This is a genomic window from Salinisphaera sp. T5B8 (genome assembly GCF_040361255.1).
GTDB lineage: Bacteria > Pseudomonadota > Gammaproteobacteria > Nevskiales > Salinisphaeraceae > Salinisphaera.
Genome location: NZ_APNG01000008.1, coordinates 53,777 through 78,486 on the forward strand (window position 1 = coordinate 53,777; position 24,710 = coordinate 78,486).

Genomic DNA, 24,710 nt, shown 5'->3' on the forward strand with positions numbered 1-24,710 from the left:
TCGGGCGTATCAGCCGGCCAGTTGCTGGCTAAGCGCTTCCAGGGCCTCGCGATAGGCCTGCGAATCGGTCAGGGAGAGGATTTCGCGTGTCCGGTTTTTCAAGGCGTCGACATCGGCATTCATGATCGTGCGCTTGACCTCGAGCACGCTGGCCGGATGCATGGAAAACTCGGTCAGGCCCAGGCCGAGCAACAAGGCGGTATAGCGCTTGTCGGAAGCCATTTCACCGCACATGGATACGCTGATACCGGCGGCGTCGCCGGCTTCGATGGTCATACGAATGAGCTGCAGCACTGCCGGGTGCAGCGGATCGTAGAGGTAGTTGATTTCGTCGTCGATACGATCCATGGCCAGGGTGTACTGGATGAGATCGTTCGTGCCCAGCGAAAAGAAGTCGCAATACTGGGCCAGCAGCGGCGCGGCCAGGGCCGCGGCCGGCACTTCGATCATCGCGCCCACCTGCAGCTGGGCATCGAAATCCAGGCCATCACGGCGTAGCTCGTTCTTGAGCTCGTCGATCAGGTGGCGCGTCTGGCGCATCTCCTGAATATTGGACACCATCGGCAGCATGATGCGTAGATCGCCCTCGGCCGAGGCCCGCAGCAGTGCGCGCAGCTGGGTACGAAACAGGTCGGTTTCCTTCAGACACAGGCGGATCGCACGCAGGCCGAGCGCCGGATTGCTCGAGGTCTTGCCGACATTGCGGCCGATGGTCTTGTCCGCGCCCAGATCCAGCGTACGAATGGTGACCGGGCCATCCACCGAGCGCAGCACGCGTCGAAAGGCGGCCAGCTGTTCTTCTTCGCCGGGCGTTTCGTCGCGGTTCATGTACAGGAATTCGGTGCGATACAGGCCCACGCCTTCCGCGCCCACTTCGGCGGCATCGGCGCTGTCGTCGGGCAGTTCCACGTTGGCGAGCATGCGCACGCGCACGCCGTCGGTGGAGATCGCCGGCTCGTCGCGCAGCATGCCGAGCATACGCCGATAGCGCGCATCGCGTTTTTGCCGATGGCGATAGAACTCGAGCGCGGCCTCGTCCGGGCCGGCGAGTACATGGCCGGCCTCGCCGTCGACCACCACGATTTCGTCGTCGACCAGCAGGCGTCGGGCGTTGTGCATGCCCACGATGGCGGGAATACGCAGACTGCGGGCAAGAATCGCCGAATGCGACAACGGCCCGCCGTGCTCGGTCACGAAGGCCGCCACGCCCTGCTGGTGCAGCAGGATGATGTCGGCGGGCGTGAGCTCGTCGGCCACGATGACCGGCGGCGGCGCGTCGTCGGCCTCGCGCGTTTCGATGGTGCGTTCCTGCTTGAGCAGAATACGCTGGATGCGCGCGGTCACGTGGGCGACATCGTCGCGACGCGTACGCAGGTAGCTGTCGTCCATTTGGTCGAACACCGCGGTCAGGTGTTCGGCCTGCATCTTGAGCGCGGCCTCGGCGTTACAGCGGTGCTCGCGAATGAGCGAGCAGACCGTGTCGGTCAGGGCGCTGTCCTGCATCATCAGCAGATGGGTTTCGATGAAGGCGCCGATTTCGGAGGGCGCATTCGCCGGAATCTGTTCGCGGATGTCGGCGAGCTGGTCGCGTGCGTCCTCGAGCGCGCTCTGAAAACGCGCGATCTCGGCTTCGACATGGTCGGGCGAGATCGAATATTCGGGAATATCCAGATCGGTGCCATGCACGCGATGCACGGCGCCGATGGCCACGCCACGCGATACGCCGATGGCGGCCAGCCACAGGCTCATAGTCGTGTCGGGTTGTCTGAGTGCAGCGCGCGCACGGCTACTGGCCTTCGCCGAAGCGATCGCGCACCAGTTCGTCGAGGGCGTCGAGCGCGGCCTCGGCGTCGTCGCCCTCGGCGGTGACCTCGATACGCGAGCCGCGGGCGGCAGCGAGCATCATCACGCCCATGATCGACTTGCCCGATACTTCGCGCCCATCCTTGGCTACCCGGATATCGGCGTCGTACTGGGACGCGACGGTGACAAACTTGCTGGCAGCCCGCGCATGCAGACCGAGCTTGTTGACGATGGCGAGTTCACGGGTGGGCATAACGAGGGTCGTCGTGTCGATAAAGGAAAACGAAAAAAGCTAATCAGAGCTCGGACGGTACCGGGCAGGCCATGACGCCGGCCCGGCCGGCCTCGATCGCGGAAGCGGCCAGATCGTCGAGCGCGAGTTGCGGGTAATTGTAAACGCGTACCAGCATTGACAGGTTGATGCCGGCGACCACGCGCGCGCCGTATTCACCGGCCGCACGCGTGGCGATATTGCTGGGCGTGGAGCCGAACGCGTCGGTGATGATCAACACGCCGTCGCCTTCGTCCAGGCGCGCCAGTGCGGCATGCGCGGCTTCGCTGCGTTCGTCCGGATCGTCGTGGCGATGCACTTCGAGTACTTCGGTGGGGCGCGACAGGTCGCCGATCATGCCGGTGACCGTATCCACGAAGTGGGCGCCGAGACGGCCATGGGTAATCAGCAATACGCCAATCACGAGGCCATCTCCGCTACGAGGGGGCTAGTGCAGTTCATTGTGTCTTACCAGCGTCTGGGCATAGGTTTCGCGCAGGCGGCGCGCCAGCTGTTCGATGATATAGACCGAACGATGCTTGCCGCCCGTGCAGCCGACTGCAATCGTGACATAGGCCCGGTTTTCGCGCGCGAATTCGGGCAGCCAGCGGCTGATGAAGCCGTGAATATCGTCGAGCATCGCGCGCGTTTGTGGCTGGGCTTCCAGATGTTCGGCCACCGGCGCGTCCTGGCCGGTCAGCTCGCGCAGTTCGGGCACCCAGTGCGGGTTCGGCAGACAGCGTACGTCGAACACGAAATCCACCGCCTGGGGCAGGCCGTACTTGAAGCCGAACGACTGCAGCAGAATCGATAGCTCGCCGCTGGCCCCGCCTTCAACGCGATTGCGAATGATATCGCGCAGCTGATGGATATTGGTGTGGCTGGTATCGATCGATACATCCGCACTTTCGGCGATCGGCGCGAGCAGTTCGCGGTCGGTCTGTACGGCATCGATCAACGACGTGTGATCGTCGGTCAGCGGATGCTTGCGCCGGGTTTCCGAGTAGCGCCGCAGGATCGTATCGGTATCCGCGTGCAGATAGATCACCTCGATAGCGATACCGGCATCGCGCAGCGAACGGATACGCTCCTGGAAGCGGGCGATCTCGTCGCGCCGCGAACGTGCATCAATGCCCAGGGCCAGGCGATCGAAATCCTCCAGCCCCTGGCGATTGAGGGTATCGGCCGATACCTCGCTGAGCAGGCCGAGCGGCAGGTTGTCGATACAGTAATAGCCCAGGTCTTCGAGCATGTGCAGCGCGACCGATTTGCCCGAACCGGCCAGACCGCTGACGACGATCAGTCGCATGATTCACCTTCAGAATTGAATGCGCATGGCGCGTGCTTGCGCGTTATTGTGACCAAGCTGCAAGCGCGGTGCGAATACCGGCTATGCCTGCGTGCCGATGCGCGTATGTGCTTCATGATTCGTACGCAGCCGCACTGGCGGCCATGGCCTGACTCTGACGGGTGGCGAACTGTTCGTCGCTGTAATGACCCTGCATACGCAGCAGATGATCGCGACAGGCGGCTTCGACCAGCACCGCCAGATTATGGCCCACGGCGACCGGCAGAGTGATTTCCGGAATATCGACATCGAGTATGCGCCGCTGTGTGCGTGTACCGGTCAGCCGGTCGGGCGCATCCAGCGTGCCCGACTCGGGGCGCACCAGCCGGATAATCAGGCCGAGCTGTTTGCGGCGCTTGATCGCGGCCTCGCCGAACATGGCGCGGATATTGAGAATACCCAGCCCGCGTACTTCCAGAAAATCCTGCAATACCGGTGGGCAGCCGCCGTTGAGATCGTCCGGGCCGAGCAGCGCGAATTCGGGCGCATCGTCGGCGACCAGTCGATGGCCGCGGTTGATCAGCTCCAGGGCGAGTTCGCTCTTGCCCACACCCGGATCGCCGGTGAGCAAAAGCCCGATCGAAAGCACCTCGAGGAACACGCCGTGTACGGTGATCTGGCGTGCCAGTGCTTCGCCCAGAAAATGGCGCAGGCGGTAGGCTGCACGATGGCCGCTGGCCGCGGTTTCAAATACCGCGATCCCGGCATGCTCGAACGCTTCGCGCAGCGGCGCGATCAGCGAGCGGCCATCGGCGACCACCACGAGCTTGGTCGCGCCCGAGGTCACCCGTTCGAGCACATGGGTCAGCTGTGCGTTGTCGATGCTGTCGAGATAGGCGGTCTCGGGCTCGCCGATGACCTGCACCTGGGGCGGATGGATGAAATTGAGATAGCCGACCATGGGAATACGTCGGCCATCGATACGGGTGGCGCCGAGCGTGGCCTGGCCGCCAATTTCGCCAGGCCAGTGCAAACCGAGGGACGACTTCAGACGCGCGAAAACGGTTTCGACCGCGACCCGTCGAGTCGCGAGCGATTCGTCATCGAACAGATCGTCGCCGGGTCGTGCCACCGGTTGCGGCCCCGATCAGGCCTCGCTGGTATCGCGAGCGATCAGCGTCTTGTAAAGGGTGTCGTCGTCGCCGGCATCACGCAGATCGGCCAGCGTCTGGTTTTCGGAAAACAGTTCGGCCAGGCGGCGCAGCAGCTTGAGGTGTTCCTCGGTGGATTTTTCCGGCACCAGCAGGCCGAAGACCAGATCCACTGGCTGTTCGTCGTTGGACTCGAAATTCACCGGCTGGGGCAGACGCATGAAGGCGCCGATGCAATCGTCGATGCCCTTCATGCGGGCATGCGGAATCGCGACCCCGTCACCAATACCGGTGCTGCCGAGTTTTTCGCGGGAGATCAGGCCGTTGAAGATTTCACTGGCGGTCAGGTACGGGGTGCCCTGGGTCAGGATCTCGGCCAACTGCTCGAGCGCGCGCTTTTTGCTTTGCACGTCGTCGGCAAGGCGTACGCGCTCGGGCGCGACGATATCGGCGATGTTCATAAACTTCCTTTAACGATACAAAATGCGTACGGCGATCCGGCCATTGGCACAGCGCCAATGGCCGGACGCGGTCTAACCGGCGTTCAGGTCCAGATTCGCGTGGCGGGCCTGCCGGTTGTGATGATTCTTTTCCTTTTCCTTGTGCTTGAGCGTTTGCCGATCAAGCTTGTCGACCATGCCGTCGATGGCGGCGTACATGTCGTCCTGGGTACATTCGGCATGCAGCGTGGCACCGCGAACCTGCATGGTCACTTCGGCCTTGTGTCGGACCTTTTCGACCTCGAGTACGACTTCGGCATCGATTACGTCATCGAAATGCCGCTCGATGCGTTCCATCTTGGACGCAACATAGTTATGCAGCGCTTCGGTCATGTCGATGTGATGCCCGGAGATGTTCAGGTTCATCAGGTACTCCTTGTCGGCTTGGGAAAGCACATGTGAAGCAGTTCAGCTGGCCTGCCGGCGTCGTTCGTGCGACGGCGCGATCGACAGGGCCTCACGATATTTGGCCACCGTACGGCGGGCGACCTGGATTCCGTTTTCCAGCAACAGTTCGGCGAGCTTGCTGTCGGACAGCGGTTTGCCGGGACGTTCTTCGGCGACCATGCGCTTGATCATGGCCTGGATCGCCGTGGCCGAGGCGCTACCGCCGTCGGTGGTGGATACGTGGCTGGAAAAGAAATACTTGAGTTCGAAAATGCCGCGCGGGGTCTGCATGTATTTATTGGCGGTCGCGCGTGAAACCGTGGATTCGTGGATATCGAGTTGTTCGGCCACATCGCGCAGCACCAGGGGTTTCATCGCCTCTTCACCATATTCCAGAAAAGCGCGTTGTGCTTCAACAATCGTTTGTGCGACCTGAAGCAGGGTGTCGTTACGGCTTTTCAGGCTGTTGAGAAAGAAGCGGGCCTCCTGCAAATGCGACTTGAGCGTGGTCTGGTCGGCGCTCTTGTCGGCGCGCTTGATCAGGGCCAGGTACTGGCTGTTGATGCGCAGACGCGGCGCGATCTCGGCATTCAACGATACCTGCCAGCGTGACGACTGGCGGGTGACGAATACCTCCGGGACCACGTAATTTGATTCGTGGTCGCTAAACGCTTCGCCGGGCTGTGGCTGCAGGGTCTGGATCAGCGCGATCGCGCGGTCCAGATCCTCGGTTTCGATGCCCAGCCGGCGCGCCAGCGCGCCGCGGTCGCGCGATGCCAGGCATTCCAGTGGTTCGTTATCCACGATGCGCAGCGCGATATCGCGCGCGGGCGTGTCGTCGGGCATCTGATGCAGTTGAATGCTCAGGCATTCGGCGAGGTTGCGCGCAGCCACGCCGGGCGGGTCGAAGCGGTGAATCTCGGTCAGCACAGCTTCGATCGCGGCTTCGTCGGTTTCGAAATCCCGGGCCAGCCGCGGTGCGAGTTCCTGCCAGTCGTCGAGCAGGCCGCGTTCGTTGATGGCATCGATCAGATGATCGGCAATCGCACGCTGTACGTCGCTAAAGCGATGCATGTCCGCCTGCCAGGTCAGATGGGCGTGCAGATCGGGCGTGCTGGTGAGGTTGGCCTGGCGATAGTCCCAGTAGTCTTCGTCGTCGCTGGTGGGCGCCGGCGCGGGTGCTGCGCTACCGGAATAGATATCGTTCCAGTCGGCGTCCACAGGCAGGTTTTCGGGGATATCGGCGCTGGTGTCGCTGGCGCTGCGCTGGGTTTCAGCGGCTTCCGCGCGTGTGGCCTCGCGGGCGTCGATTTCGTCGTGGCCGTCGTCGGCCTCGAGCATGACATTGGTTTCCAGCGCTTCCTGGATCTCGGTCTTGAGATCGAGCGTGGACAGCTGCAGCATGCGGATCGCCTGCTGCAGCGCAGGCGTCATCGTCAGGCTTTGCGACAGATTGAGGTTCAGCGACTGTTTCATAGTCGGAAATCCTCACCCAGATAGACCTCGCGCACCTTGCGATCGGCCAGAATCGCCTCGCCGGGGCCGTCGGCGATCACCGCGCCGTCACTCAGGATATAGGCGCGCTCGCAGATCGAAAGCGTTTCACGCACGTTGTGATCGGTGATCAACACGCCGATGCCGCGGTTTTTCAGATGCGTGATGATGCTGCGGATATCGCCGATGGAAATCGGGTCGATACCGGCGAATGGCTCGTCGAGAAGCATGTACTGCGGCTGCGCAGCCAGTGCCCGCGCGATTTCCACCCGCCGGCGCTCGCCGCCGGACAGATTGATGCCCTTGGAGTCGGCGATATGGCCGATCGAGAGTTCATCGAGCAGGGCCGCGAGTTCGCGATCGATATCGGCTTTTTTCAGGCCCCGGCGCAGTTGCAGAATCGCGCGGATATTGTCGGCCACCGAGAGCTTGCGAAAGACCGAGGCCTCCTGCGGCAGATAGCCGATACCCAGCTTGGCCCGCGCATGCATGGGCAGACCGATGAGATTGCCTTCGCCCAGCATGATCTGGCCGGAATCGGGCGTAATCAGCCCCACGATCATATAGAAAGAGGTCGTTTTGCCCGCGCCGTTGGGCCCGAGCAGACCGACGACCTCGCCGGGCGCCAGCGACAGGCTGACGTTTTCGACCACCGCGCGCCCCTTGTAGCGCTTGCTCAGGTTTTCGGCGACCAGCCGCTGGCCGTTCGCCGCCGGGGCGGGGCTTTGGGCTGCGGTTCGGCTCACGGCTGGTCTTTCCCGGACTCGGGCTGAATGGTGATGCGTACGCGTTCGTTGTTGGAACTGCCGCGTTCGGCCTGGGTGCGCTCGGTATCCAGATTGTGGCGAATCACCTGGCCGTTGATCTCGTCGCCGCCGCGCCGCACGACCGCATTGCCGCGCAATACGATGGTGGAATCGTTGTTGGCGTACTCGATCTGGCTGGCGTGGCCGGTGACCACGTCATCGCCTTCGCGGTCCGGCTGCTTGTCGAACTTGGCCGGGCTGCCGTCGAGAACGGCCTTGATATTGCCGCGATCGTTAATGCGTGTGATCACGAGCTTGTTGCCGGTCAGCGTGAGCCCGCCCCGGGTGAGCACGACATTGCCGGTGTAGGTGCTGGTGCCGCGCTGCTGGGACAGATCCGCGTTGTTGGATTCGATATGAATCGGCAGCGGCTGCTGCGCGAACGCCGCGGCCGGCGCCAGCACAAGTGCGAGCACGGCCAGGGCGCGAGCGATACGGCTATGGCGTGTAGGTGACTTGTACATTTTCGAGCAGTCTCAACTTGTCCGTTTTCAGGTTGACCACCATGCCGTCGCCTTCGACCCGCTGGCCGGGCTGGGTGGCGGTTACATGCGCCTGGGTGTCGATACGATCACGATCGGGGCGCACCCAGGCGTTGTCGGTGACGATCTTGACCTCGTCGCCGTCGACCTTGGGATGGCGGCCGGTTACCCCGTCATAGAGATAGATATCGCGTTCGCCGGGCGGTATGCGCCCATGTTTCGCGGTGACGTCCCAATACGTTTTCGTGCCTGCAAGGTAGTGTACGTCAATATCCGTGAGCCGAGCCGAGTCGTCCGGGAAGTGCAGGCTCTGGCCCACGGTCATGCGATAGGCAAGCTTTCCCTGCTCATCCATCTGACGCACCACGGCATCGCTCATGTAGTAGTCGCTGTTGTCCGGCGTGGACAAGCGCGGCTTATCGGTGTCGGTACTGGCGCGGTCGAGCCCGACCACGCGCAGCCCCAGCAAAACGGCTGAGACGGCGAGCAGGATGGCGACGATGCGTAGCATGGGCGCGTATGGCTAGTGGGCGTTATGGGCGGCGATGATCAGTTCGCAGGCTTCGCGAACCGCGCCCTGGCCGCCCTCGAAACGACTCACCCAGTGGGCGGTTTCGATGACTTCATCGACCGCGTTGGCCACCGCCATGGCCAGGCGGGCCTGGCGCATGAGGCCCAGGTCGGGCAGGTCGTCGCCCATGACCGCGGCCTGATCCGGCGTGAGTTCGAGTTCGGCCAGCAAGGCTTCGAAATCCAGCTGCTTGTCGTGGCTGTCGAGATAGATGTAGTCCACGCCCAGGGCATGCAGGCGCGCGGCGACCGCCGGCGATGGGCGGCCACTGATCGCGGCCACGGCCACGCCGGCGGCCTGCAGGCGCTGGATGCCCAGGCCGTCACGTACGTGCATGCTCTTGATCTCTTCGCCGTGGTCGTAGAGATAGAGCTTGCCGTCGGTCATCACACCGTCGACATCGAATACCGCGACACGAATGTCGGCAGCACGCTGTTGTATTTCGCTGGCCTCGGGTTTCATATCACTCCGGCTCGCAGGAAGTCCTGCATGTTGAGCGCCCCCTGGGGGCGATTATCGGCATCTACCACCAGTAATGCACCGCCGCCGATCCGGTGCGTCTGCAGCATGCGTACCGCCTCGGCGGCGAGCATGTCGGCGGTCACGGTCTTGGGCGAACGGGTCATGTGTTCGGCAATGCCGGCATGTTTGATGTCGATGTCCTGATCCAGTGTGCGACGCAGATCGCCATCGGTAAATACGCCGGCCAGTTTGCCGTGGTCATTGACCACGCCGGTCATGCCCAGCCCCTTGGCGCTCATTTCCAGCAGCGCTTCGCGCAGCAGCGCGCTTTCGGGCACGAGCGGCAGCTGTTCGCCGGTATGCATGATATCGGCCACCGTCAGCAGCAAGCGTCGCCCGAGCGCGCCGCCGGGGTGCGAGCGGGCGAAATCCTCGGCGGTGAAGTGGCGTGCTTCAAGCAGGGCGATGGCCAGCGCATCGCCCATGACCAGCGTCGCGGTGGTCGACGAGGTGGGCGCAAGTTCGAGCGGGCACGCTTCGATTTCCACCGCCACGTCCAGATGGACATCGGCCCGGCGCGCCAATGTGGACTGGGCATTGCCCGTCATGGCGATCAGCGGTAGGTCGAGACGCTTGATCAGCGGCAGAATGGTCAGAATCTCGCCCGTCTCGCCGGAATAGGACAGGGCGATCACGACGTCCTCGGCGGTGATCATGCCCAGATCGCCGTGGCTGGCCTCGCCCGGATGTACAAAGAATGCGGGCGTGCCGGTGGAGGCCAGGGTGGCCGCGATCTTGCCGCCGATATGGCCCGATTTGCCCATGCCGGTCACCACCACACGGCCACGGCAACCCAGCAGCGTTTCGGCGGCGGCGGCAAACGAGGCATCGATACGCGAAGCCAGTGCGGCTGCGGCCGCGGCCTCGATATCGATCACGCGGCGCGCCGAGTGGAGAATGTCCTGTGTGTTCATGGCCACTATTCTAGCGTAGCTGCGAATCGCCAAGATATTGTTCGTTCAGGCTTTCGCAGCGCGGCGGTTCGGGTTGCGGTCGTTGGCGTATGCAGGTTTGCATGCGCCCCGTATAATGCGCGCCCTTTTGCTCGACTTGCGCGGCTGCGATGACCGAACCCGCTATCTCCATACAGAATGTCGAAAAGCGCTACCCGAGCACGCATGCGCTCAAGGGTGTGTCTTTCGATATCCGTCCGGGCGAATATTTCGGCCTGCTGGGCCCCAACGGCGCCGGCAAGTCCACCCTGATCAGCATCATCGCCGGATTGACCCATGCGACGTCCGGCAATGTGGCCGTACTTGGCCACGATGTGCGGCGCGATTTCCGCCAGTCTCGGCGCGCGCTGGGCGTGGTGCCGCAGGAGCTGGTCTACGACCCGTTCTTTCCGGTGCGCGAGATGTTGCGTATCCAGGCCGGTTATTTTGGCTGCGGCAAGGATTACTGGCCCTGGATCGATGAGCTGCTCGAGCGCCTGGACCTGACCAACAAGGCCGAGGTATCCATGCGCGCGCTCTCCGGCGGCATGAAGCGGCGGGTGCTCATCGCCCAGGCGCTGGTGCATAAGCCGGGCGTGGTGATTCTCGACGAGCCCACCGCGGGCGTGGATGTGGAACTGCGGCGCACGCTCTGGCATTTCACCCGCGAGCTCAACGATGCCGGTCATACCATCGTGTTGACCACGCACTATCTGGAAGAGGCCGAGGAGCTGTGCGACCGCATCGCGATTCTCGACCAGGGCCGGTTGTCGGTGCTCGAGGACAAGCGCGCCTTGCTCGACCGGCATCCGTATCGATTTTTGTCGCTCCAGCTGTCCGGTCAGGGCGGCGCGCTGCCGGCCAGTGTCGAGCGGCTCATCGAGGATCGCCACGACGATACGCTCGAACTCAAACTCGAGCAGGGCAAGGATTTCATTGCCGATGTCATGGAAGCGATCCGCGATGCGGGCTATCGCATACAGGATGTACGCACCCGTGAGCCGTCGCTGGAGAACATCTTCGTCGAGCTGACCGACCACTCGCACGACCACGACGAGGACGCCGCATGAACTGGCAGGGCTGTTTCACGCTTTTTTCCAAGGAAGTCCGCCGCTTCTACAGTGTTATTCTGCAGACCGTGGGCGCGCCGGTGGTCACGGCACTGCTCTACATGGTGGTGTTCGGCCAGGTGCTTCAGGGCCAGGAAATCCAGGGCGTGCCGGCGTCGGCGTTTCTGGTGCCGGGGCTGATGATGATGAGCATCATCCAGAACTCCTTCGCCAACACCTCGTCGAGCCTGACCCAGTCCAAGATCAACGGCAATCTGGTGTTTTTGCTGATGACGCCGCTGTCGGCCTTCGAGATCTATCTGGCCTATATCGGCGCCTCGCTGGTGCGCGCGACACTGGTGGCGGTGGTGTTGTATCTGGTCACCCAGCTGTTCGTGAGCGTGCCGGTATCGAATCCGTTGCTGGTGGCCACCATGCTGGTGTTCGGCGGGGGTACGCTGGCCGTGATGGGTCTGATCGCCGGTATTCTCGCGAACAAGTTCGACCATCTGGCCGCGTTTCAGAATTTCTTCATCATGCCGCTGTCGTTTCTGTCCGGCGTGTTCTACTCGATTCATTCGCTGCCCGAGTTCTGGCAGAAGGCCTCGCACTTCAATCCGTTCTTCTACATGATCGATGGATTCCGGCAGGGCTTTTTCGGGGTCGGTGACAGCGATCCGTTGCGCAGCGTGGTGGTCGCGGCAGCGTTTTTCGTATTCGTGTCGTCGATCTGTGTGACCATGCTGGCCAAGGGTTACAAGATCCGCGGCTAGCGTGGAAAAGCGGCCGCCAGCGGGTCGCTCGTGCTAGCATTTCGCGCTGCGTTTTTTCCAACGAACCCGAATCATGTATAGCCCGGAAGCCGTACGCGAACTTATCGTATCCGCCTTGCCCGACGCCGATGTGAAGATCGTGAGCGACGACGGCGTGCATTTCGCCGGCCGGATCGTGAGCGAAAGTTTCGAAGGCAAGCCGCCGGTCAAGCGCCAGATGATGGTGTACGCCGCGCTTGGCGAACTCATGGGCAACGAAATCCATGCCCTGACCATGAAGACCTGGACGCCCGACGAATTCGCCGCCGCGTCCTGATAACACCGACTTTTTAGGATTACGCGCGATGGATCTACTGCGCATCGAGGGCGGGCCGCCGTTGAACGGCAGCGTGCGTGCCTCGGGGGCTAAAAACGCCACCCTGCCGATCATGACCGCGGCATTGCTCATCGACGAGCCGTTGCTGGTGGAAAACGTGCCGCATCTGGAAGATGTGACCACCACCAACGTACTGCTCGCGCATATGGGCGTGTCGGTGACCATTGGTGACTACATGGTGGTCGAGGCCGATGCCTCCACGATCACCCGCTGTGTCGCGCCTTATGATCTGGTCAAGACCATGCGCGCCTCGATTCTGGTGCTGGGCCCGTTGCTGGCACGCCACGGCGAGGCCGAAGTGTCGTTGCCCGGCGGCTGTGCGATCGGCGCCCGCCCGGTGGATATTCATCTGCGCGGCCTAGAGGCCATGGGCGCGGAAATAAGGGTCGAGGCCGGCTATGTGAAAGCGCGCTGCAGCCGGCTCAAGGGGGCACGTATCGCCATGGATACGGTCACCGTCACCGGTACCGAAAACCTGATGATGGCGGCCACGCTGGCTGACGGCGTCACGATTCTCGAAAATGCCGCCCGTGAGCCGGAAGTGGTGGATCTGGCCCGCTGTCTGATCGCCATGGGCGCGGAGATCGAAGGCGCCGGCACGTCCACGATTACCATCCGCGGCAAGAAGAAGCTCCACGGCGCGCGTCATCGCGTGCTGCCCGATCGAATCGAAACCGGCACCTTTCTGGTGGCCGGTGCGGCCAGCCGGGGTCGGGTCAAGGTCACCCATACCGATCCGAGTCTGGTCGATGCGATCACCGACAAGCTTGCCGAGGCGGGCGCGCATATCGCCACCGGCAACGACTGGATCGAAGTCGACATGCGTGGCAAGCAGGCACGGTCGGTCAATCTGCGCACGGCGCCGTATCCCGGGTTTCCCACCGATATGCAGGCGCAGTTCTGTGTGCTCAACGCGCTCGCGGACGGGGTGGGTACGGTCACGGAAACGGTGTTCGAAAATCGTTTCATGCACGTATCCGAGCTGCAGCGCATGGGTGCGAAGATTCGCCAGGAAGGCAATACCGTGATCGTGACCGGTATCCAGCGCCTGACCGGCGCGCCGGTGATGGCGACCGATCTGCGCGCCTCGGCTTCGCTGGTGATTGCCGGCTTGGTCGCCGATGGTTCGACCGACGTGCGGCGGATCTATCACATCGATCGCGGCTATGAATGTATCGAGGAAAAGATGGCGCAGCTGGGCGGGCATATTCAGCGTCTGCCCGATCGCGCGCCGGTGACCGCGCGTGAGGTGAGCGCATGAGCCGCCAGATCACGCTCGCGCTTTCCAAGGGGCGCATTCTCGAAGCCACGCTGCCGCTGCTGGCCGCTGCGGGTATCGAGCCGGAGGTCGATCCGGACAAATCGCGCAAGCTGGTGTTCGAGACCAACCGGCCCGGCCTGCGGCTGCTCGTGATTCGCGCCTCGGACGTGCCGACCTTCGTGGCCTACGGCGCGGCCGATATCGGCATTTCCGGCAAGGACGTGCTCATCGAACACGGGGGCGCCGATCTCTACGAGCCGCTGGATCTGGGTATCGCGCGCTGCAAACTCATGACCGCTGGCCTGCCGGGCGCAATGGATGCAGCCGGCCATCGCCCGCTGCGAGTGGCCACCAAATACGTCGAAACCACGCGGGCTTATTTCTCGCGGCTCGGCCGGCAGGTCGAGATCATCAAGCTCTACGGCTCGATGGAGCTGGCACCGCTGGTAGGACTGGCGGATGTGATCGTGGACCTGGTGGATACGGGTAACACGCTGCGCGCCAACGGCCTGGAGCCGTTCGAGGTGATCGAGGACATCAGCGCGCGGCTGGTCGTCAACAAGGCGGCCCAGAAGATGAAGCATGCCGAGATCGGTGAACTGATCGAACTGTTCGATCCGAAGGCCGGAGGTCCGGCGTGATGCGGCGTCTGGACAGTGCTTCGGCCGACTTCGAATCGCAATTCGAAGCGTTGATCGATAGCGATACGCCGGCCCAGGCCGAAATCGATAGTCGCGTGGCCGCCATCATTGGCGATGTGCGCGCACGCGGCGATGCGGCAGTCGTCGAATACACCCGCGAACTCGATCGCCATCCGGCCAGCGACATGGGCGCGCTGGAAATTGCGCCCGCGCGTCTGGCCGCCGCCCTCGAGGCGATGCCGGCCAAGCCGCGTGCTGCGCTGGAAAGCGCGGCCGATCGTATTCGGCGCTATGCCGAGTCGCAGAAGATTACGGCCCAGGCGTACGAGGACGAATACGGCAATCGGCTGGGCCAGGTCGTGCGTGCAATCGAACGTGCCGGCATCTATGCGCCGGGCGGCAAGGCAGCCTATCCGTCGAGTGTGTTGATGAACGCCTTGCCGGCGCAGGTGGCCGGCGTGTCGGAAATCGTGATGGTCTCGCCCGCACCGGGCGGCGAGGTCAACGACTGGGTGCTGGCCGCGGCCGCGCTCGCCGGCGTCGATCGCTTCTTTACCATCGGCGGCGCCCAGGCGGTTGCTGCGCTGGCCTATGGCACCGAAAGCGTGCCCGGGGTCGACAAGATCGTGGGCCCGGGCAATGCCTATGTGGCGGAAGCCAAGCGTCAGGTATTCGGCCGGGTGGGGATCGAGTCCGTCGCCGGGCCGTCCGAGGTGCTGATTCTCGCCGATGGCAGCGGTGACCCGGACTGGGCCGCACTCGATCTATTCGCCCAGGCCGAACATGGCGAGGATTCGCGCGCGTTGCTGATCAGCCCGGATGCCTCGTTTCTGACTGCGGTCGAAGCCGCGGTCGAACGTCTGCTCGAAGACCAGCCGCGTTGCGACATCATTCGTGCATCGCTGGCCAATCACGGCGCATTGATCGCGGTCGCCGATATGGCCGAGGCGCTTGCGCTGTCCAATCGTATTGCCCCGGAACATCTGGAGTTGGCTGTCGCCGATCCGGATGCGTTGCTGGACGGCATCCAGCACGCGGGCGCGATCTTCATGGGCCATCGCACGCCCGAGGCGTTTGGCGACTACTGCGCTGGGCCCAATCACGTATTGCCCACCGGGCGCACGGCGCGTTTTTCGTCGGCGCTTGGCGTTTACGATTTCCAGAAGCGGCTGTCGATCATCCAGGCCAGTCCGGCAGGCGCGGCCGCCTTGGCTCCGGTCGCTGAAGAGCTGGCACTCGGTGAAGGTCTGTATGCCCACGCCGCCTCGGCGCGGGTACGTGCCGGCAATCCACAGGACTGAGTCAGCTGTGATTACGTCGCGCTGTGCTATACTTTTCAGACTCCTTGCGGCGTCCTGCTACGCTGCGGATCACGCACCCATCAGAAAAATCGAACCGGCATTTCTGCCCTGCTCGAAGAGGTTTTACGCATGAGCAAAGAGGGGGTCGACGTCGGCAAACGCCGATTTTTGACCACCGCCACCGCAGCCGTCGGTGGCGTGGGCGCGGCCTTTGTGGCCACACCGTTTGTCAAGTCCTGGCTGCCGAGTGCGCGCGCCAAGGCGGCTGGCGCTCCGGTGGAGGTCAACATCGCTGCATTGGAAGAGGGCGCCATGGTCAGCGTGACCTGGCGAGGCAAGCCGGTCTGGGTGGTGCGTCGCACGCCCGACATGCTGGAAACCCTGGATGAAGTCGCGCCGGAACTGGCAGACCCGGAATCCAAGATGGACCAGCAGCCCGAGTACTGCCGCAACCCGCACCGCTCGATCAAGCCGGCGGTTCTGGTGATGGTCGGCATCTGTACGCATCTGGGGTGCTCGCCGAAATATCGGCCCGAGGCCAGCGGCGGTCAGCTCGACTACAGTGGCTTCTTCTGCCCCTGTCATGGCTCGAAGTACGATATCTCGGGCCGTGTATATGCGGCCCAACCGGCGCCACTCAATATGGTCGTGCCGCCGCATCGCTATGAGAGCGACAGCCTTATAGTGGTAGGCGAGGATCCGAACCAGGGCGGCGAGGAGGCTGCGTAAATGGCAAGCAAGTTCATGAACTGGGTCGATGCCCGGTTCCCGGCGACCCAGCTGTGGAACGAACACATCGGCCAGTACTACGCTCCGAAGAACTTCAACGTCTGGTACTACTTCGGCTCGCTGGCCATGCTGGTGCTGGCCAACCAGCTGATCACCGGCATCTGGCTGGCGATGTTCTACAAGCCGTCCGCTGCCGCTGCCTTCGGCTCGGTTGCCTACATCATGCGCGATGTGGAGTGGGGCTGGCTGATCCGCTACATGCATTCCACGGGTGCATCGTTCTTCTTTATCGTCGTCTATCTGCACATGTTCCGTGCCCTGCTGTACGGCTCGTACCGCAAGCCGCGTGAACTGCTGTGGATTTTCGGCTGCCTGATCTTTCTGGCGCTCATGGCCGAAGCCTTCATGGGTTACGTGCTGCCGTGGGGCAACATGTCCTATTGGGGCGCGCAGGTGATCATCTCGCTGTTCTCGGCGATTCCGGTGGTGGGCGAACAGCTCACGACCTGGATTCGCGGCGACTTCGTGATCGGCGACGCCACGCTCAACCGCTTCTTTGCCCTGCACGTCGTGGCGCTGCCGTTCGTGCTGGTTGGCCTCGTGATCGCGCATATCATGGCGCTGCATCATGTGGGTTCGAACAACCCCGACGGTATCGAGATCAAGGCCAACAAGAACGCCGACGGCCATCCGGTGGATGGCATTCCCTTCCACCCGTACTACACGGTGAAGGATCTGTTCGGTGTGGGCGTGTTCCTGATCCTGTTCTCGGGCGTAATCTTCTTCGCGCCGGAATTCGGCGGGTTCTTCCTCGAGCCGCCGAACTTCACCGAAGCCAATCCGTCGGTTACGCCGGAACATATTGCGCCGGTGTGGTACTTCACTCCGTTCTACGCGATGTTGCGTGCCGTGCCCGATAAGCTCGGTGGCGTGATCACCATGTTCGGCGCGGTGTTGATCATGTTCGTGCTGCCGTGGCTGGATCGCAGCAAGGTGAAATCGATCCGCTACAAGGGTCTGATCTTCAAGGCGATGCTGGCTGCATTCGTGGTGTCGTTCATCGTGCTGGGCTATATCGGCACCCAGGCGCCGAACCCGACGCTGACGTTGATCGCGCGGATCGCCACGATTGTCTATTTCGCGTTCTTCCTGCTGATGCCGCTCTACAGCATCATCGACAGGACCAAGCCGGTTCCGGAAAGGGTGACGGGATGATGCGTCGGTTTTTCATTGCGCTGTTTCTGATGATGCCGCTGGCCGCATTGGCGGCAGGCGGCGAATCCGTGCCTTTCCATCATGAAACCAATCTGGGCAACCAGGCTTCGCTGCAGCGTGGCGCCAAGATGTTCATGAACTACTGCTCGGGCTGTCATTCGCTGCAATACATGCGCTACCAGCGTATTGCCGACGATCTGGATATCCCCGAGGACGTCATGGAAAACAACCTCATGATGACCCGGGGCAAGATCCACGACACCATCCAGGGCACCATGGATGCCGAAAGCGCGGCCGAATGGTTCGGCAAGGCGCCGCCGGATCTGTCGTTGACCGCCCGTGAGCGTGGCGCCGACTGGATCTACAGCTTTCTGCTGAGCTTCTACCTCGACGACTCGCGTCCGACCGGCGTGAATAACGTGGTGATGAGCAATACGGCCATGCCGGCGGTGCTGGCCCCCTTGCAGGGGTATCAGGCACTCAAGCACGACGAGTCGGCTGAAGGCGGCGAAGGCGAATCGCACGGCGAAGGCCACGGTGCGCCCGAATTCGAACTGGTCCAGGAAGGCCAGCTCGACCCGGCCGAATACAAGGCCGCGGTGGGCGATCTGACCAACTTTCTGGTCTATGTTGGTGAGCCGGCCAAGCTGGTGCGTTACTCGCTCGGCTTCAAGGTGATCGTGTTCCTGCTGCTGTTCACGGCACTGGCCTATATGCTCAAGCGTGAGTTCTGGCGCGATGTGCATTGATACGTCGCGTGGGCGCTGCTGAGCATGGCCGCTCGTAGCGCCACGATCACGCTGTACTCGCGCCCGGGCTGTGTCCACAGCCATCGGGTGCGGCTGGTGATGGCCGAAAAGGGCGTCGACAGCTACAACGTGGTCGAGCTGCGCGAGGATGAAGAGAGCGAGGATCTGCTCGAGCTCAATCCGTATAACACGGTGCCGACGCTGGTCGACCGCGAGCTGGTGGTCTACGACCCGCGTATCATTCTCGAGTATATCGACGAGCGCTATCCGCATCCGCCGCTGATGCCGGTCGACCCGGTTCTGCGGGCGCAATATCGGCTTGCCATCTTTCGTATGGAGTCCGATCTGTACGAACTTTGTGCCGATCTGGACAGCACGCCGGCAGTAGCGCGCAAGGCACGCGAGCGCATGACCGAGTTGCTCACGACGCTGGCAGCCGATTTCTCGCCGCGCGAATATGTCGGCGAGGAGTATTCCCTGGTCGACTGTACCCTGGCGCCCATTCTATGGCGCCTGGACTACTACGGCGTGCGTGTGCCGCAACGTCATGCCAAGACGCTGACGCGTTATGCCGAGCGCCTGTTCGCAAGGCCTGCCTTTGCGCAAAGCCTGTCCGCGCTCGAGGCGGAAATGGGCACACTTCCGGCCGCTCGCTGACCGCGGAAATTGGCGAGCCGGGTCGACCGAGCCGGCGTATGCGAATACGCCACTTGCGTAGACGCCCGATCTGCCCCACCTTCGAATCAGGCTATTCGTTTAGAAATTGAGTTGAGGTTGTGTTGATGGCCGAACTGACGTCCCGACGGCCGTATCTGATTCGAGCGCTCTACGATTGGGTGCTCGATAACGATCTGACCCCGCATCTGCTGGTTGCCGCCGATGCCGATGGTGTCGATGTGCCGCGCCAGTTCGTGACCGAGGAGGGCAAGATTACGGTCAATATCAGCCCCGGCGCGGTGCGCGGTCTGTCACTGGAGAATGAGTTGATCAGCTTCTCGGCTCGGTTTTCCGGCCAGAGTTATAACGTCAGTGTGCCGCCGGGTGCGGTGCTGGCGTTATACGCGCGTGAAAACGGCGAAGGCATGCTCTTCGGCGATGTCGAGAGCACGCCCACGCCGCCGGATGGCGGCCCGGGTGGCGGTCGCGATACCGGCTCGGATGACGACGCGGGCGAAAGCAAGAACAAGCACCCGCATCTCAAGGTGGTGAAGTAGCCACCCCGCGGGGCTCAGCCGAGTAGATCGTCCTCGATCAGCCGGCACAGACAGTGAATGAACAACAGGTGCATTTCCTGTATGCGTGCCGTGCTGTCGGCGGCGGCGCGTAATTCGCAGTCGTCTTCGTCCAGCATTGCCGCCATGCGTCCGCCGTCGCGACCGGTGAGTGCAAGCACGTTCAGGCCCTGGGCATGGGCGGTATCGATCGCTTCACATACGTTGGCGGAATTGCCGCTGGTGCTGATCGCCAGCAGTATGTCGCCGGGCTGGCCAAGCGCTTCCACCTGGCGCGAAAACAGCCGGTTATAGGCGTAGTCGTTGGCGATTGCGGTCAGCGTGGAGCTTTCCGTGGTCAGGGCGATGGCCGGCAGGGCACGGCGTTCGCGTTCGAACCGGTTGATCAGTTCCGAGGAGAAATGCTGGGCGTCGCCGGCCGAACCGCCGTTGCCACAGGACAGCACCTTGTGCCCGTCGTTCAGGCAGTCGATCAGCATATCGGCGGCGCTGACGATCTGCTGGTCCGTGGCGGCGAGCGTGGCCATGTTGGCCTGCGCATTGTCGGCAAACAGTTGCGTGATCAGCTGAACGCGCGTGTCGGTATTATTCGGCATAGAAAGCGTTCTCTATCCAGTCGAGTTCATTGTTCGCATTCACGCCGACCACATCGAAACGGATGGTGGCCTGCGCATAGCGCGGATATTGCACCAGAAAATGGCGGGCGGCACGCACGATACGCTGTTGCTTGCTGCGGGTGACGCTGCCCGCGGCGCCGCCATAATCGCTACGTGCGCGATAGCGCACTTCCACGATCACCAGCATGCCCTTGGCGTCGTAGACCAGATCGAGTTCGCCGCCGCGTACGTTGTAGTTGCGTGCGATACGCTTCCAGCCGCGCTTGCGCGCGGCCCGGTCGACACGGTCCTCGGCCTCGTGGCCGGTGTCCAGGGTGTTGCCAGGCACAGTGCTTGGCTAGCCTCGCGGCGGGTTCGGCCACAGGCCGACGGCGCGCTGCGACGATGCGCGCGCAGCCGACCCGGTCGATTGCGCTAGCGCGCCCACGGATCCTGGCTGTTGGAGGTCGCCTGGTCGTTACGTGCATCGTTGATGGACGGCATGGCCATGAGCTGCGGTTCGCCGTCGCGGAATACCGCCCAGGCGAGATAGCGTCGGATCGTGCCGTCGGGATTGACCTTGAGCACGCCGCTCATGCCCTCGAACAGATCGTTTGGCTGCAGGCCCTGTTCCGCGATGCGATCGGTTAGCTTCCAGGCATCCATGCCCATCGCGAACAGCCGCTTGTAGTGCTTGGCGGTGGCGCCGTACGCCTGTTCGGCTTCGCCGCGACGCGTGTCCAGAAAATCGCCTTCGCCGACGACCCAGGGCATATCGACGAATTCCACCCCATTGAGATCGATATCGTTGCCGGGATCGGGGGTGCCGGTATAGGCATGCGAGGTGGTGACCATGGGCAGCCTGCGGGCGCGGTAGAAGCGCAGCTGGCTGCGGATCAGGCGCGCCTGGTCCGGCTGGCCGGCCACGAAGATGAAATCGGCGCCGCCGCCGCTGCGAGAACTCTGCAGCAGGCGCTGGATGGGGTCGCGGTGGTCAGGCTCGCTGGGCTCATAGGTGGCCTGATCGACGATCTGGCCGCCACGGCTTTCGAATGCTTCACGAAACGCGGTGAATACACGACGGCCCCAGTCGCCGCTGGGCACCAGTGCCAGCGCACGGCGGCGGCCCTTGTCGGCTGTTTGGCGCGCGACCTCGCGGGCCTCGTCTTCGGGCGCGAGCGCGAACTGGTAGAAGCCGGCACGGGTGTTGGGCGTGTCGCTGTAGTTCAGGCCAATGGTCGGGATGGGGCTGTTCAGCCGTGCCATTTCGGCGACCTTCGGCTTGTCCAGCGGGCCCACGAGGATTCCTACGCGATCACTTTGTGCACGACGCAACAGCTCGTCGGCGCTCATCGTGTTGGTGTCGTAGATGATCGGACGTGACGGCGCGCTGCTGTCGTGTTCGTAGGCGAACAGGAAACCGTCGCGAATGGCCTCGGCAGCATTGGCGAACTGACCGGTCAGGGGCAGGGCCAGGGCGACGGTGTCGCTTTGCGGGCGCGGAGCCTGGCCGAAACGCTGGCCGGGGCGGTTACGCTCGACCGGCGACGTGCGCGGCCGGTAATCGAAGCGCTCGCGTAGTACGGCGCGGGTGGCCGGATGCTGCGGGAAGCGTTCCTCCCAGGCTGCCAGCGCGCGGTCACGTTCGTTGCGGCTGTTCCAGCGCCGCTGGCCGATCTCGGCCAGCGCCAGCCAGCCGACGGTGGTCTTGTCGGCGTTTTGCGCGGCCGGGCTTTGCGGCCCCTGGCCGGCGGCGATGGCATCCAGCGACTTGCTGTAGATCGCGTCGTCGTTACCGCGCAGCATGCGGTCGTCGACCAGCCACACGCCACGTTGCACCAGCGCGTTGATACCGGCGATCAGGTCGTTCTGTTGGAAGTAGAGCTGGGCGCGTTTTTCCCAGACCCGTTCGGCGACCGCCGGCGGGGTGCCGCTACTCGGGGGCGGCAACTGTTCGAGCGCGGACGCGGGCGGCGTACCCACCAGATTGACTTCGCGCCGGGCCAGTTCGTAGCGGGCGCGTTCGAGGTCGTTGAGTGTGGACGGCGGAAAGCTCGACAGGATCTGCTTGGCCATCTGCGCATCGCCCGCCTGGGCGGCCGCCAGGCCGGCTTCGAAGCGCAACTGGCGCGAGCGATCCGGGTTGGATTCGCTGGCCGAGGCCTGGGCATACAGCTGGGCCGCACGAGCATAGTCGCCCTGCGCGATCGCCTGTTCGGGGCTGGTCGCCGGCGCGGCGCTGTCGCGGCTCTGGGCATCGCGCAGTTGCTGTGCGCAACCGGCCATCGTCAGGGCAAACAGCAACAGGGCCAGTACGCCCAGCGATGGCTTTTTATAGATCGTCATAATGTTGGAACTCCCGGGTGTGCGCGCCAGATCCCCCCAGGCGCGCGAGTATGACCGGCATAATATCAGCGCCATCCCTCTACGTCGTGAAACGACCATGCAATCGATGCCTGCCGCGCTCTGGATCGTGGCCACACCGATCGGCAACCTGGGCGATTTCAGTGATCGCGCCCGCCGTACGCTGGCCGATGTGGCCTTGATCGCTGCCGAGGATACGCGCCATAGCGCGCGTCTGACCCGCCATCTGGGTATTGATACGCCGATGGTGTCGCTGCACGAACACAATGAACACGCGCGCGTCGAGCGTATTCTCGAAAGCCTGGCCGCAGGCGAGTCGGTCGCGCTGATCAGCGATGCTGGCACGCCGCTGATCAGCGACCCCGGCTATACGCTGGTGGGTGCGGTACGCGCGGCCGGTTATCCGGTGCTGGCCGTGCCCGGCGCCTGTGCCGCGATCGCCGCACTGTCGGTGGCCGGGCTGCCCAGCGATCGTTTCGTGTTCGAAGGCTTCCTGCCGGCCAAGGCCACGGCACGCCAGGCACGGCTCGGCGAGCTCGCCGACGAAACCCGGACGCTCATATGCTACGAGTCCAGCCATCGTATCGAGCGCTGTGTACTCGATATCGCCGCGGTATTCGGTGCCACGCGCCGTATCGGTCTGTGCCGTGAACTGAGCAAGCTGCACGAGCAAAGCGTCGTGCTCGATGCCGAGGCGCTGGGGCAGTGGCTGGCCGAGGACGACAATCGCCGGCGCGGTGAATTCGTGCTGGTGATCGAAGGCGGACCTCTCCAACGGCGGGATGGCGCCGAGATCGCACTCGACGATCTGCTCGGCGAATTGTTGGCACTCACCGGCACCAAGCAGGCGGCCAAGGCGGCCGCGCGCCTGACCGGCGCGGCCACCAACGACATTTATGCCCGGGCACTGGCGCTTACGGCTGCCGATTGATGCACCGCAGCGTAGCCACGGGTGCTAGAATTCGCCCTCGGAGCCGGCCACGCAATCGCGGTGCCCACATGGGCACGGAGGAAAGTCCGGGCTCCACAGGGCAGGATGCCAGGTAACGCCTGGGAGGCGTGAGCCTACGGAAAGTGCAACAGAAAGCAGACCGCCGATGGCTCGTTCGCGAGCCAGGTAAGGGTGAAACGGTGCGGTAAGAGCGCACCGCGCGTCCGGTAACGGTTCGCGGCACGGTAAACCCCATCCGGAGCAAGACCAAATAGGAGGACGACGTGCGGCCCGCACAGTCCTCGGGTAGGTCGCAAGAGGCATGTGGCGACGCATGTCCCAGATGAATGATTGCGTACGACAGAACCCGGCTTATCGGCCGGCTCCGAACCTCTTTTCTGATATCCGACGATGTCTGCCAGTCGACGGTTTGCGCCAAGCATGGGCTCACGCCCCACCTGCGCAAATCGCGCGCCGGTTTGCGCACGCCACCTATCCCCCGTTCGTCAATTTTTATGGCATTACAAGGGCCGGCGGGCCCTGTCGGCTCATAAAATCGTCGAGCTAGAACCGCTAAAACCCTAAAAAACAAAACAAAATAAGAACCGCGATTTTCGTCCCAAATCGGGCTGGGAAGGCGTCAGAAAGCACTGTTTTGCTGGGTTTTTTTGCCATCCGCTGTTTGCTTGACACCCGAAAGCGGCGCTGCCTATAGTGGCGCCGAGGGGTAGGAAGTGGGGCAAAGTGGTTCAACGGCGATAATGAGGCCGCAGCGTGTTCAAGGGGTCGCATCCGGTCACTATCGATGCCAAGGGTCGTATTGCGATCCCGGCGTCGTATCGCCAGTCGTTGGTCGACGACTGCGCGGGCCGGCTTGTCGTGACCCAGCATTGGGATGGCTGCCTGCTGATCTACCCGTTGTCCGAATTTCAGACATTTGAGAACAAGCTGCTGGCGAAAGGCGGGCTCGATCCGAAGGTGAGAAATATCCAGCGTTTTCTGATTGGCAACGCGCGCGATGTCGACATGGACAAGCAGGGCCGCCTGTTGCTGCCGTCGAATCTGCGCGCCTATGCGCAATTGGAATCCAAGGCCGTGCTTTCGGGCATGGGCAATCTCTTCGAGCTGTGGGACGAAGCCACCTATCAGGCGCGTTCGGCCGATATCGCTGCCCAGTTGGCACAGGACGCCGCCAGTGGCGAGCTGCCTGATGTGCTGATGGACCTGAGCCTGTGACCCCCTTCATCAAACATCGCCGTTCATAAAAGCCATGAGGATCGCTGCCC

The 24,710-nt window shown here is 63.1% G+C and carries 29 protein-coding genes and 1 other RNA gene; 14 read left to right on the forward strand and 16 right to left on the reverse strand.

Annotated features, from left to right (window positions below; all coding sequences use genetic code 11):
* Positions 1-9 precede the first annotated feature (9 nt).
* The 13 genes from ptsP to T5B8_RS08920 form a co-directional block, all read right to left on the reverse strand.
* Positions 10-1,749, reverse strand: a complete 1,740-nt coding sequence (ptsP, locus tag T5B8_RS08860) for a phosphoenolpyruvate--protein phosphotransferase (protein ID WP_353178061.1) — start codon at positions 1,747-1,749, stop codon at positions 10-12.
* 37 nt (positions 1,750-1,786) lie between these two features.
* A complete protein-coding gene (locus tag T5B8_RS08865; protein WP_353178063.1) occupies positions 1,787-2,056 on the reverse strand; it encodes an HPr family phosphocarrier protein in 270 nt (89 codons plus the stop codon).
* Between the two features lie 43 nt (positions 2,057-2,099).
* Positions 2,100-2,498, reverse strand: a complete 399-nt coding sequence (locus T5B8_RS08870) for a PTS sugar transporter subunit IIA (protein ID WP_353178064.1) — start codon at positions 2,496-2,498, stop codon at positions 2,100-2,102.
* A gap of 24 nt (positions 2,499-2,522) precedes the next feature.
* Entirely contained in the window at positions 2,523-3,383 is an 861-nt protein-coding gene (gene rapZ / locus T5B8_RS08875; RefSeq protein ID WP_353178066.1) for an RNase adapter RapZ, read from the reverse strand.
* A 112-nt stretch (positions 3,384-3,495) separates the two neighbouring features.
* Entirely contained in the window at positions 3,496-4,494 is a 999-nt protein-coding gene (gene hprK, locus T5B8_RS08880) for an HPr(Ser) kinase/phosphatase (RefSeq protein WP_353178068.1), read from the reverse strand.
* A 15-nt stretch (positions 4,495-4,509) separates the two neighbouring features.
* The gene (locus tag T5B8_RS08885; protein WP_353178070.1) at positions 4,510-4,974 is read right to left on the reverse strand and encodes a PTS sugar transporter subunit IIA; all 465 of its coding nucleotides are present in this window, start codon (positions 4,972-4,974) and stop codon (positions 4,510-4,512) included.
* A 72-nt stretch (positions 4,975-5,046) separates the two neighbouring features.
* Entirely contained in the window at positions 5,047-5,379 is a 333-nt protein-coding gene (gene hpf / locus T5B8_RS08890; RefSeq protein ID WP_353178071.1) for a ribosome hibernation-promoting factor, HPF/YfiA family, read from the reverse strand.
* Positions 5,380-5,421: 42 nt separating this feature from the next.
* On the reverse strand, positions 5,422-6,876 hold the full coding sequence (locus tag T5B8_RS08895; protein ID WP_353178072.1) for an RNA polymerase factor sigma-54: 1,455 nt from the start codon (positions 6,874-6,876) through the stop codon (positions 5,422-5,424).
* Complete coding sequence (lptB, locus tag T5B8_RS08900; RefSeq protein WP_353178074.1) at positions 6,873-7,640, reverse strand: LPS export ABC transporter ATP-binding protein; 768 nt, start codon at positions 7,638-7,640, stop codon at positions 6,873-6,875. Before lptB ends, T5B8_RS08895 begins: the two co-directional genes overlap by 4 nt.
* Positions 7,637-8,164 carry a lipopolysaccharide transport periplasmic protein LptA gene (gene lptA / locus T5B8_RS08905; RefSeq protein WP_021031283.1) on the reverse strand — a complete coding sequence of 176 codons (528 nt, stop codon included), beginning with the start codon at positions 8,162-8,164 and terminating at the stop codon, positions 7,637-7,639. The genes lptB and lptA overlap by 4 nt, the downstream gene beginning before the upstream one ends.
* Positions 8,139-8,693 carry an LPS export ABC transporter periplasmic protein LptC gene (gene lptC / locus T5B8_RS08910; RefSeq protein WP_353178077.1) on the reverse strand — a complete coding sequence of 185 codons (555 nt, stop codon included), beginning with the start codon at positions 8,691-8,693 and terminating at the stop codon, positions 8,139-8,141. Before lptC ends, lptA begins: the two co-directional genes overlap by 26 nt.
* A 12-nt stretch (positions 8,694-8,705) precedes the next feature.
* Positions 8,706-9,215 (reverse strand): KdsC family phosphatase, encoded by a 510-nt coding sequence (locus tag T5B8_RS08915; protein ID WP_353178078.1) that lies wholly within the window; start codon positions 9,213-9,215, stop codon positions 8,706-8,708.
* Entirely contained in the window at positions 9,212-10,189 is a 978-nt protein-coding gene (locus tag T5B8_RS08920) for a KpsF/GutQ family sugar-phosphate isomerase (RefSeq protein ID WP_353178080.1), read from the reverse strand. Before T5B8_RS08920 ends, T5B8_RS08915 begins: the two co-directional genes overlap by 4 nt.
* A gap of 149 nt (positions 10,190-10,338) precedes the next feature.
* Between T5B8_RS08920 and T5B8_RS08925 the strand changes: the two genes are divergently transcribed.
* From T5B8_RS08925 to T5B8_RS08975, 11 genes are all read left to right on the forward strand, one after another.
* Complete coding sequence (locus tag T5B8_RS08925) at positions 10,339-11,277, forward strand: ABC transporter ATP-binding protein (RefSeq protein ID WP_353178082.1); 939 nt, start codon at positions 10,339-10,341, stop codon at positions 11,275-11,277.
* Positions 11,274-12,029 (forward strand): ABC transporter permease, encoded by a 756-nt coding sequence (locus T5B8_RS08930; RefSeq protein ID WP_353178083.1) that lies wholly within the window; start codon positions 11,274-11,276, stop codon positions 12,027-12,029. Before T5B8_RS08925 ends, T5B8_RS08930 begins: the two co-directional genes overlap by 4 nt.
* Before the next feature lie 73 nt (positions 12,030-12,102).
* Entirely contained in the window at positions 12,103-12,345 is a 243-nt protein-coding gene (locus T5B8_RS08935; RefSeq protein ID WP_353178085.1) for a BolA family protein, read from the forward strand.
* Positions 12,346-12,373: 28 nt separating this feature from the next.
* Positions 12,374-13,666 carry a UDP-N-acetylglucosamine 1-carboxyvinyltransferase gene (gene murA, locus T5B8_RS08940; RefSeq protein WP_353178086.1) on the forward strand — a complete coding sequence of 431 codons (1,293 nt, stop codon included), beginning with the start codon at positions 12,374-12,376 and terminating at the stop codon, positions 13,664-13,666.
* Positions 13,663-14,307, forward strand: a complete 645-nt coding sequence (gene hisG / locus T5B8_RS08945; protein ID WP_353178087.1) for an ATP phosphoribosyltransferase — start codon at positions 13,663-13,665, stop codon at positions 14,305-14,307. The genes murA and hisG overlap by 4 nt, the downstream gene beginning before the upstream one ends.
* On the forward strand, positions 14,307-15,608 hold the full coding sequence (gene hisD, locus T5B8_RS08950) for a histidinol dehydrogenase (RefSeq protein WP_353178228.1): 1,302 nt from the start codon (positions 14,307-14,309) through the stop codon (positions 15,606-15,608). Before hisG ends, hisD begins: the two co-directional genes overlap by 1 nt.
* 129 nt (positions 15,609-15,737) lie before the next feature.
* Entirely contained in the window at positions 15,738-16,337 is a 600-nt protein-coding gene (petA, locus tag T5B8_RS08955) for a ubiquinol-cytochrome c reductase iron-sulfur subunit (RefSeq protein ID WP_353178088.1), read from the forward strand.
* A complete protein-coding gene (locus tag T5B8_RS08960; protein WP_353178090.1) occupies positions 16,338-17,552 on the forward strand; it encodes a cytochrome b in 1,215 nt (404 codons plus the stop codon).
* Positions 17,549-18,301, forward strand: a complete 753-nt coding sequence (locus tag T5B8_RS08965; protein ID WP_353178092.1) for a cytochrome c1 — start codon at positions 17,549-17,551, stop codon at positions 18,299-18,301. Before T5B8_RS08960 ends, T5B8_RS08965 begins: the two co-directional genes overlap by 4 nt.
* Before the next feature lie 24 nt (positions 18,302-18,325).
* On the forward strand, positions 18,326-18,958 hold the full coding sequence (locus T5B8_RS08970) for a glutathione S-transferase N-terminal domain-containing protein (RefSeq protein ID WP_353178094.1): 633 nt from the start codon (positions 18,326-18,328) through the stop codon (positions 18,956-18,958).
* Positions 18,959-19,092: 134 nt separating this feature from the next.
* Positions 19,093-19,515 (forward strand): ClpXP protease specificity-enhancing factor, encoded by a 423-nt coding sequence (locus T5B8_RS08975; RefSeq protein ID WP_353178229.1) that lies wholly within the window; start codon positions 19,093-19,095, stop codon positions 19,513-19,515.
* A gap of 14 nt (positions 19,516-19,529) precedes the next feature.
* Here the strand turns inward: T5B8_RS08975 and T5B8_RS08980 are convergent, their stop codons facing one another.
* From T5B8_RS08980 to T5B8_RS08990, 3 genes are all read right to left on the reverse strand, one after another.
* Positions 19,530-20,129, reverse strand: a complete 600-nt coding sequence (locus T5B8_RS08980; RefSeq protein WP_353178096.1) for a phosphoheptose isomerase — start codon at positions 20,127-20,129, stop codon at positions 19,530-19,532.
* On the reverse strand, positions 20,119-20,478 hold the full coding sequence (locus tag T5B8_RS08985; RefSeq protein WP_353178098.1) for a YraN family protein: 360 nt from the start codon (positions 20,476-20,478) through the stop codon (positions 20,119-20,121). The genes T5B8_RS08980 and T5B8_RS08985 overlap by 11 nt, the downstream gene beginning before the upstream one ends.
* A gap of 86 nt (positions 20,479-20,564) precedes the next feature.
* Positions 20,565-22,475, reverse strand: a complete 1,911-nt coding sequence (locus tag T5B8_RS08990; RefSeq protein WP_353178099.1) for a penicillin-binding protein activator — start codon at positions 22,473-22,475, stop codon at positions 20,565-20,567.
* 97 nt (positions 22,476-22,572) lie between these two features.
* Here T5B8_RS08990 and rsmI point away from each other — a divergent pair, with 97 nt between their 5' ends.
* The 3 genes from rsmI to mraZ all read left to right on the forward strand — a co-directional run bounded on the left by rsmI (position 22,573) and on the right by mraZ (position 24,660).
* A complete protein-coding gene (gene rsmI, locus T5B8_RS08995; RefSeq protein ID WP_353178101.1) occupies positions 22,573-23,424 on the forward strand; it encodes a 16S rRNA (cytidine(1402)-2'-O)-methyltransferase in 852 nt (283 codons plus the stop codon).
* 39 nt (positions 23,425-23,463) lie between these two features.
* An RNA gene (rnpB, locus tag T5B8_RS09000) (RNase P RNA component class A) lies at positions 23,464-23,815 on the forward strand.
* A 383-nt stretch (positions 23,816-24,198) separates the two neighbouring features.
* Positions 24,199-24,660: a division/cell wall cluster transcriptional repressor MraZ gene (mraZ, locus tag T5B8_RS09005; protein WP_353178103.1), complete on the forward strand. Its 462-nt coding sequence runs from the start codon at positions 24,199-24,201 to the stop codon at positions 24,658-24,660.
* The last annotated feature ends 50 nt before the right edge of the window (positions 24,661-24,710 follow it).

Bases quoted from the DNA above. Each gene is read 5' to 3' on its own strand.
- ptsP (WP_353178061.1), bottom strand. From the start codon at position 1,749: ATGAGCCTGTGGCTGGCCGCCATCGGCGTATCGCGTGGCGTGGCCATC.
- T5B8_RS08865 (WP_353178063.1), bottom strand. From the start codon at position 2,056: ATGCCCACCCGTGAACTCGCCATCGTCAACAAGCTCGGTCTGCATGCG.
- rapZ (WP_353178066.1), bottom strand. From the start codon at position 3,383: ATGCGACTGATCGTCGTCAGCGGTCTGGCCGGTTCGGGCAAATCGGTC.
- T5B8_RS08885 (WP_353178070.1), bottom strand. From the start codon at position 4,974: ATGAACATCGCCGATATCGTCGCGCCCGAGCGCGTACGCCTTGCCGAC.
- hpf (WP_353178071.1), bottom strand. From the start codon at position 5,379: ATGAACCTGAACATCTCCGGGCATCACATCGACATGACCGAAGCGCTG.
- T5B8_RS08895 (WP_353178072.1), bottom strand. From the start codon at position 6,876: ATGAAACAGTCGCTGAACCTCAATCTGTCGCAAAGCCTGACGATGACG.
- lptA (WP_021031283.1), bottom strand. From the start codon at position 8,164: ATGTACAAGTCACCTACACGCCATAGCCGTATCGCTCGCGCCCTGGCC.
- lptC (WP_353178077.1), bottom strand. From the start codon at position 8,693: ATGCTACGCATCGTCGCCATCCTGCTCGCCGTCTCAGCCGTTTTGCTG.
- T5B8_RS08915 (WP_353178078.1), bottom strand. From the start codon at position 9,215: ATGAAACCCGAGGCCAGCGAAATACAACAGCGTGCTGCCGACATTCGT.
- T5B8_RS08920 (WP_353178080.1), bottom strand. From the start codon at position 10,189: ATGAACACACAGGACATTCTCCACTCGGCGCGCCGCGTGATCGATATC.
- T5B8_RS08925 (WP_353178082.1), top strand. From the start codon at position 10,339: ATGACCGAACCCGCTATCTCCATACAGAATGTCGAAAAGCGCTACCCG.
- T5B8_RS08930 (WP_353178083.1), top strand. From the start codon at position 11,274: ATGAACTGGCAGGGCTGTTTCACGCTTTTTTCCAAGGAAGTCCGCCGC.
- T5B8_RS08935 (WP_353178085.1), top strand. From the start codon at position 12,103: ATGTATAGCCCGGAAGCCGTACGCGAACTTATCGTATCCGCCTTGCCC.
- murA (WP_353178086.1), top strand. From the start codon at position 12,374: ATGGATCTACTGCGCATCGAGGGCGGGCCGCCGTTGAACGGCAGCGTG.
- hisG (WP_353178087.1), top strand. From the start codon at position 13,663: ATGAGCCGCCAGATCACGCTCGCGCTTTCCAAGGGGCGCATTCTCGAA.
- hisD (WP_353178228.1), top strand. From the start codon at position 14,307: ATGCGGCGTCTGGACAGTGCTTCGGCCGACTTCGAATCGCAATTCGAA.
- petA (WP_353178088.1), top strand. From the start codon at position 15,738: ATGAGCAAAGAGGGGGTCGACGTCGGCAAACGCCGATTTTTGACCACC.
- T5B8_RS08960 (WP_353178090.1), top strand. From the start codon at position 16,338: ATGGCAAGCAAGTTCATGAACTGGGTCGATGCCCGGTTCCCGGCGACC.
- T5B8_RS08965 (WP_353178092.1), top strand. From the start codon at position 17,549: ATGATGCGTCGGTTTTTCATTGCGCTGTTTCTGATGATGCCGCTGGCC.
- T5B8_RS08970 (WP_353178094.1), top strand. From the start codon at position 18,326: ATGGCCGCTCGTAGCGCCACGATCACGCTGTACTCGCGCCCGGGCTGT.
- T5B8_RS08980 (WP_353178096.1), bottom strand. From the start codon at position 20,129: ATGCCGAATAATACCGACACGCGCGTTCAGCTGATCACGCAACTGTTT.
- T5B8_RS08990 (WP_353178099.1), bottom strand. From the start codon at position 22,475: ATGACGATCTATAAAAAGCCATCGCTGGGCGTACTGGCCCTGTTGCTG.
- rsmI (WP_353178101.1), top strand. From the start codon at position 22,573: ATGCAATCGATGCCTGCCGCGCTCTGGATCGTGGCCACACCGATCGGC.